Here is a 5,784-nt window from a genome sequence, read left to right as displayed (position 1 = left end):
CCCGCCCCTATCGGCCCCGCACGCCGCACCCCACACATTCGCCCTCGCCGACACGCATCTTCACCAGCACGCGCTCTCGCTACCCACACTGCTCTTCCCCACGTGACAGCGTGACAGGGGGACGGGGATAATGTCACATTCCCCGATATCTTTCAGCTGTTGAAAGCATACGGGAATGTGACATTATCCCCGTCCCCCTGTCACGCCCCGTCGCGCCCATGCACGCCTCATCCACCGGCAACTACCCGGTTCAGGTAGGCCCTCATCGGCCAAAACGCTCAATACTACCCGCAGGCGGGTGTGGTGCCCATCGCCTGGAGAGGCGTAAGGTGCGAGGTGTCGCAGCGAGCCGAAGGCCGCAGCGCGAGGGAGACGACAACGCGTCAGCGCAGCGAGCGCAAGCACAGCCAACGCAATCAACGCGAAAGCCGCAGGAGGCGCGCAAAACAGAGTGCGCGCCGCGGCATGACGCCCCCCCTGCGAGCCCCATCGAAACGCCGCGACGACAGCAGGAGAGGGAACACCTCTGCTACACACAAGGGAAGGAGCATTCACATGAACAAGGGATTGAGCCGTCGCGCGTTCCTGGGCCTCGGTGCCACGGCAGCCGCTGCGGCGGGCGTGGCCGGCCTCGCAGGTTGCGCGCCGCAGCAAAGCGGCACCGCGAGCAGCGGCAGCGACAGCGCTGACGGAGCGGCCTCCGGCGTCGCGCCCACCGAGTACACCCCCGATTTCCTGACGCCTCCGCCAGTTCCCACCGATGTCAAGGAGGAGAAGGACTGCGAAGTCCTCGTCATCGGCCTGGGCCTTGCCGGCACCGCCGCCGCCAAGGCGGCCGCCGAGGCTGGCAAGAAGGTCATCGTGCTCGAGAAACAGCCCGAGGACGGCTACACCGTCATCTCCATGGCCGGCGACTTCGGCGTGGTGGGCTCGCAGATCCAGAAGGACCTCGGCATCGAGTGGGCGCCGAAGGAAGACATCATGAACGAGTACGTCAAAGAGACTGGCGGTCGCTGCGACACGTGGATGATGAGCTACTGGTACGATCACTCCGGCGAGGACTTCGACTGGTTCATCGAAGGTTCCGACTACGAGGTGCTCAAGTCCACCGCCGCCAACCGTGAGACGGACAAGCCGAACTTCATCCGCCCGAAGTGCTTCCCCAAGCTGGAAACGTACAACTACAAGGAAGAACTGTACCCCTACTTCCACGGCACCATCACGGCGAACCCGAACATGCAGTGGTGCTGCCAGGCCGCATGCGACGCCGCCAAGGCCGCCGGAGCCGAGATCATCTACGGCGCTGAAGGCGAGCAGCTCTTCAAGGACGGCGAGGCCGTGGCGGGTGCCTACGCCAAAACGTCCGACGGCTACATCAAGATCAACGCCAAGGCCACCATCCTCTGCACCGGCGACTACGGTGCGAACCCGGAGATGCGCCACTACTACGCACCGTGGACCGAGGAGTTCCAGGGCGGCTACGACGACGGCCAGGGCCAGCTCATGGGCATCTGGGCCGGCGGCTGGATGGAGCTGGGCCCGCACGCGCCGATGACGCACCACATGGGCGGCGCTCTGGGTGTGGACAGCTACCTGCAGCTGAACATGGAGGGCAAGCGCTTCATGAACGAGGACGTGCCCGGCCAGAACATCGCCGACGAGCACACGCGCCAGCCCGTCGCCAAAGATCCCGAGCTTGCCGCAGCGGGCGTGAAGGCGTGGCAGATCTTCGACAGCAAGTGGCCCGAGCAGATCATCCACATGCCCGACGGCCATGGCTACACCACCTACTTCATTCCCGAGGAAGAGGCTGCGAACTACGAGACGGTGCTGTCGGGCTTCGGTCTGGGCTACACCACGCAGGCCATGGTGGACGAGGCCGTCGACGTCAAGTGCGACACGCTTGAAGAGCTGGCCGAGCAGACGGGTCTGCCCTACGAGACGATGAAGGCCGAGATCGAGCGCTACAACGAACTGTGCCACAACGGCTACGACGAGGACTTCGGCAAGATGTCCAAGCGCATGTTCCCCGTCGAGAACCCGCCGTACTACGCATGCAAGTTCGGCAATGCGGGCATGCTGGTCATGTTCGGCGGCCTCGAGTGCAACCACGACCTGCAGGTGACGAAGGACGGCACGAACGACCCGATCCCCGGCCTGTACGTGGCTGGCAACACGATGGGCCGCCGCCTCCAGGTGGACTACCCCGTGGTCGTGGCCGGCATCAGCCTGGCCACCGCGCTGAGCTTCGGGCGTCTGGCCGGCATGAACGCCGCCGCCAGCGTGTAAAGCAGCGCGAGCAAGCACATTCGCGGGGCGGCTGCCCTCCCTCCCCTTAACAGCCGCCCCGACCTTCAACAAGCCCCCGCTTCCCCAGCGGGGGCTTTCTTTGGTCTTCCGGGCGTTGCAAGGGGCGTGACAGGGGCGTGGCAGGGGGACGGGGATAATGTCACATTCCCTGATATCTCTCGGCTGTTGAAAGCATGCGGGTGTTGAAAGCATGCGGGAATGTGACATTATCCCCGTCCCCCTGCCACGCCCCTCTACGCCGTCTTCCAGAAGTCGCGAGAGAGCGCTTGGCGGTCGGACTGGCCCGTCTTCTGCAGGATGTTGTGCACATGCACCTTCACCGTGCTCAGCGCCAGGTGCATGGACGAGGCGATGTTCTGATTGTCCTTCCCCAGCAGCACGTAACGCAACACCTCGCACTCGCGTTCCGACAGCTGGTGACGCCGTCCGTACGCTAGCAGATTCGCATCGATAAGCTCCTCCTGACGCCCGCCTCCGCGCATGGGAGGCCGCTCGAAGCGCAGCGAGAGCGAGCGCACCGCGTCGCGGCACGCCAGAAACGCGCATCCCAGCATCAGCACGTTCTCCGAGAAGTTGCGCTCCGGAGCATAGACGCGCGGCCCGATGAGAATCGGCTCAGGCGCCAAGAACACCAGCACGTCTTCCAGCACCACGCATGATCCCAGAACCCACAGCGCCACATACAGAATGCGATGACGTCGAAGGCGGCTCCGCTCGTCGTCGTTTCTCGTCATGGCGTACCACACGCCGGCGAACAAAAGCATCCAGAACAAATAGGCCTCGCGCATGAAGAAGAACCAAAACGACCGCTCGTCACCCTCGGGCACAAAAAGCAGGCACGCGAGGCTGCCCACCACGAACACGACAGCGGGCGTCACCTTGAGCGCACGGCGCGCCTCACCCAAGTACTCGCACAGAAGCAACCAAAACGACGTGAGGAAACCGCCGCCGCTCACTATAAGAGCGAGCGACACAACGAGGGCGTACCCCCCCCCCAGCCCCACGGTGTCCTCCGTGAAGAAGTCGCCTTGGAACACCCAAGCCACATCGAAGAAGTAGAACAGAAATCCGAAGAACGAGAACAGCATAAGCCGCTTGCGCGACACCAGATACGACGAAAGACACGTGGCCGAAGCGAGGACGGAACCCAGCATCACGAACAACGTGTAGTGGAAGAGCGCGAACCCCACAATCGAACACCTCGCAATCGTCTCTGCGCAACGTCGATGACCCGCATCATCATAGCGCATGTTCGCATCGCGCGGCCCCGACGTTCCCAAGCAAGCCGTCCTACTCGGCCCCCATCGCTCCGACACCGTGTCTACAGTCTCCCATCTGCAGTTTAGCGAGGGTGTAGCGGCTTTTCGCACCCGCTACACCCACAATGCATCCACCGGTAAACCCCGCTTACATCTTTTCTTCACAATTCGAAGAGCGCATGGTGGAACCACGACGACGCGACGGCGGGCAATCGCCTCAAAGCGACCGCCCAACCGGAGTGTACTTGGCGAAGAAAGGCGCTATCGCACCGTAAGCGAGACAACCAACAAAGGAGGTCGCATATGTCAGGAGTGAACGTCAAGAGCGAGATCAAGCCCTTGAAGAAGGTTCTCCTTCATCGCCCGGGCAAAGAGCTTCTGAACCTGACGCCGAACACGCTCGAGGAGCTTCTGTTCGACGACATCCCGTTTCTGAAGGTGGCCCAGGAGGAGCACGACGCCTTCGCCCAGGCCCTTCGCGACAACGGCGTGGAGGTGTTCTACCTGGAAGACCTCATGGCCGAGGTGCTTGAAGGCAACCCCGAGCTGCGCGAGAAGTTCCTCAAGCAGTGGATCGAGGAGGCGGGCATCCGCACCGAGCGCTACCAGAAGATCATCTTCGACTATATGCAGCAGAACTACCCCGATGCGAAGGACTTCGTCCTGAAGACGATGGAGGGCATCAACCTGGCCGAGTTGCACACGGACAAGTCGAACTCGCTCGTCGACCTCGTGTCCGAGTCGTCGAAGATGGTCGTCAAGCCCATGCCGAACCTCTACTTCACCCGCGACCCGTTCGCGATGATCGGCAACGGCGTGTCCATCAACCGCATGTACTCCGAGACTCGCAACCGCGAGACGATCTACGGCGAGTACATCTTCGCGCATCACCCCCTGCTCAAGGGCACTCCGCAGTACTACAGCCGCTACAGCGCGTTCCACATCGAGGGCGGCGACATCCTCAACATCAACGAGCACGTGCTGGCCATCGGCATCTCGCAGCGCACCGAGCCCGACGCCATCGACGAGATCGCCCACAACATCTTCAACGATCCCACCAGCCCCATCGACACCATCCTGGCGTTCAACATCCCGAACTCCCGCGCATTCATGCACCTCGACACGGTGTTCACGCAGATCGACGTGGACAAGTTCACCATCCACCCCGGCATCATGGGGCCGCTCACGGTGTTCGAGATCACGCCCGAGGGCTCAGGCATCAAGGTGCGCGAGATGAACGACACGCTGGAGAGCATCCTTGAGAAGTACGTCGGTCGCCCGGTGGAGCTCATCCCCTGCGGCGGCGGCGACCGCATCGCAGCCGAGCGCGAGCAGTGGAACGACGGCTCGAACACGCTGTGCATCGCTCCCGGCAAGATCGTGGTGTACGAGCGCAACGACGTCACGAACAAGGTGCTGCGCGACAAGGGCCTCGACCTCATCATCGTCCCCTCGGCCGAGCTCTCCCGTGGCCGTGGCGGTCCGCGCTGCATGAGCATGCCCATCGAGCGCGAGGACTAAAAACAGCCTCGCCTCTTATTCCTGATGTTTGCACCCGCGCGTCCGGATCCGGTTAGTTTTGGCGAACGAGAGCCGGATCCGGGCGAGGCGGTGGCAATACACGGGCCCGCGTGATTTCGTCCTGTTGTCTACCCGCAACAGCCGAAACCCGCGGGCCCTCGTTTGTCCGCGCTCCTTCGCGCCCCCTCGCGATCTCGAACGCAAGAGCCTAACCGTTCGCGCTCCTTCGCAAACCGCACGCCCTCTGCCACGTACTTGCCATCACGCCAATACCCCACCATCACGCCGCCATACGCCAATGGAGAGCGATTCCTTTGACCGAGCCTTCGAAAAGCCCCTTTTTCCACAAAATCGGATCCGTCCCTGTTAAACCGCTGCTGACGTAGGCCGGGCCGGATCGCCGCGCACGGCTCTGGTCCGGCGCCTCGGAAGGCTCCATCCGTTGGGCGAGATCCTTCCGAGGCGCCGGACCAAAGGGAGTCCGAACTCGAGATCTGGCGAGCGCAAGCTCGTGCTAATCCTGGTTCAACAGCAGATCGAGCCTTTTCGACGTAAAAACCAACAAATCGGGGGTGCGGACAAAAAGTTGGACACTCCGGTGTCCGGATTGGAGTCCGCATGTACCCGTTGGAGACCAGGGAGCTCGCCGTGGAGGCCGTCGCGGCGGGGTTCAGCCTGACCGAGGCGGCCGAGC

The 5,784-nt window shown here is 62.8% G+C and carries 3 protein-coding genes; 2 read left to right on the top strand and 1 reads right to left on the bottom strand.

The features are described from left to right. The first annotated feature begins 555 nt into the window (after positions 1 to 555). Positions 556 to 2,289: an FAD-dependent oxidoreductase gene (locus C2L80_RS12930; RefSeq protein ID WP_087198783.1), complete on the top strand. Its 1,734-nt coding sequence runs from the start codon at positions 556 to 558 to the stop codon at positions 2,287 to 2,289. A 254-nt stretch (positions 2,290 to 2,543) separates the two neighbouring features. Here C2L80_RS12930 and C2L80_RS12925 read toward each other — a convergent pair whose 3' ends face one another. Beyond that, entirely contained in the window at positions 2,544 to 3,500 is a 957-nt protein-coding gene (locus tag C2L80_RS12925) for a helix-turn-helix transcriptional regulator (protein WP_103263339.1), read from the bottom strand. Positions 3,501 to 3,872: 372 nt separating this feature from the next. Between C2L80_RS12925 and arcA the strand changes: the two genes are divergently transcribed. Continuing rightward, positions 3,873 to 5,090 (top strand): arginine deiminase, encoded by a 1,218-nt coding sequence (gene arcA / locus C2L80_RS12920; RefSeq protein ID WP_103263338.1) that lies wholly within the window; start codon positions 3,873 to 3,875, stop codon positions 5,088 to 5,090. Positions 5,091 to 5,784: the final 694 nt, after the last annotated feature.

Origin of the sequence: Rubneribacter badeniensis (assembly GCF_002899695.1) — a bacterium.
Lineage (GTDB): Bacteria > Actinomycetota > Coriobacteriia > Coriobacteriales > Eggerthellaceae > Rubneribacter > Rubneribacter badeniensis.
This window is presented reverse-complemented; position numbering and strand designations above follow the sequence as displayed.